The organism is Variovorax sp. P1_H12_2 (assembly GCF_056405335.1).
Map to the genome: position 1 here is coordinate 1 of NZ_JBFUCI010000684.1, position 1,793 is coordinate 1,793.

Below are 1,793 nucleotides of genomic sequence, written 5' to 3' on the forward strand. Positions count from 1 at the left end.
TCGCTACTTGATGCTGCATCAAGTGCCGCAGGTCACGGGCCTAGTCGACTCGCTACGACACATGCCCGTGTCGCAAAGGAATTAAGAATTGATCAAATAACGGAGGCATGCAACCACAAGCTGGGGGTTGACTATGAGACAGCGATCGTCGAATTTCTTCGAGTGGAAACTAGTTGGATCGTAACGATGTTGGATGATGGCAATAGACAGAATGTGCCCGACATACTTATTCAGTTGGGTGAGCAACAGATACTCCTCGAATGCAAAACCTGCAGCAAGGTGCCCCCCTTAATTAGAAAAGAAGAAGCTTGGGCAGTCTTGCAAAAGGCTGCTGACTTTGATCCCAAAATGCATCGAGTAACGCTTGGAAAACCTGCATTCGACGAAACTTCTAGGAAAAAAGCGAGCGCATCGTATGACATCTCACTGGTGGAACATAGTGCTTTCATGGAGGGCTTGTTGCGAGTGCACTCGGGAACTCTGACACCGACTGAATTTATGACATGGCTTGGCGCGCCCGGTGTTGCAGAAATAGATCGTCTGTTGGGGCGTCCGACGTTCGCCCAACCTTAACGGCACTTAGGAATCAGCACTGCATCGATATCCATCATGAATAAAATCGAGCAACTTCTAGCGAAGGGTTATTTTCCTTCCCAGCTACCACCCCCCTTCCAAACGCTTCTTCTTGCTAAGAATTACAAAAACATATTGACTGAGTGGCGTGCATTAAGCCCCATATCTCCAATCTGCCAAGCCGAAGTATTTAGTGTCGCTAGATCAGGGCATTCGCGAAGACTCACCGCTCTACCAAATCCAATCTCTCAAAGTTTCCTATGCGCGGACATATCCGTACATTGGACAACCTTGAATAGGCACTATAAAAAGAGCAAACTCAGTGTCACGCAACCAAAGTTTGACGCTAGATTCAATCGAGCAGTAAGCGTGCCGTCAATGCATGACTTATACGAACGCAAGATCCTGATGTCTGCCGGATATAAGTTCATGCTGCGTACGGATATTTCCAGATTTTTTCCAACCATCTACACGCACTCAATTCCATGGGCACTGCACACGAAGCCGCTAGCCAAGAAAAATAAATCGAACTACACGCCAGCTTACTTTGGAAATATTCTTGATCGAGCTGTTCGCCAGGGACAATCACAACAGACCATTGGACTACCYATCGGTCCAGATACCTCACACATAATCGCAGAGGCCATTGCAGCAACTATTGATGCAGAGATAAAGAAGACTCTTAAGCGGTGGCCAAGTGGGTTTAGATATGTAGATGACTACTATCTGTTCTTCAATACTCACGCCGAAGCAGACGAAGCACTCTCGTCGATTTCCCGAGCCCTAGGGCAATTTGGGTTGCAGATAAATTTTGAAAAAACACAGATCGCCGCTGTTGAAACAATCGCAGAGGATTTTTGGACCCATCAACTTCGCAATTGTGAAATTTCCACACAAGGGAAAAAGCAGAAATCTGACATTCATTATTTCTTCGATTTTGCAAGCGAATTAGGAAGAAAAAACTCCGACGAGAATGTCATGAAGTATGCATTGAAGCGTATTTCATCAGTGATTATCACGAAGGCAAATTGGGAGTCCTTTGAAGCTCATATCTGCCGGATTGCACTTGCCTCTCCGAATACACTTCAAACCATTTCTGGCATTTTGGCAACCTATTCGCATTACGGTTACCCCCTTAATAAGGAGCGACTATCTCGCGTACTCAATAGAAGTATTGAAGACCACGCAGCCTTAGGTCATCACAGCGAAGTCGCGTGGAG

At 46.1% G+C, this 1,793-nt stretch carries 2 protein-coding genes; both read left to right on the forward strand.

All coding sequences use genetic code 11. The annotated features are described in order from the left end of the window. The coding region (locus AC1D2K_RS34160) for a hypothetical protein (protein ID WP_478094801.1) at positions 1 to 573 on the forward strand (573 nt) is incomplete at its 5' end. Positions 574 to 609: 36 nt separating this feature from the next. Beyond that, on the forward strand, positions 610 to 1,793 hold a 1,184-nt coding region (locus tag AC1D2K_RS34165), incomplete at its 3' end, for an RNA-directed DNA polymerase (protein ID WP_478094803.1).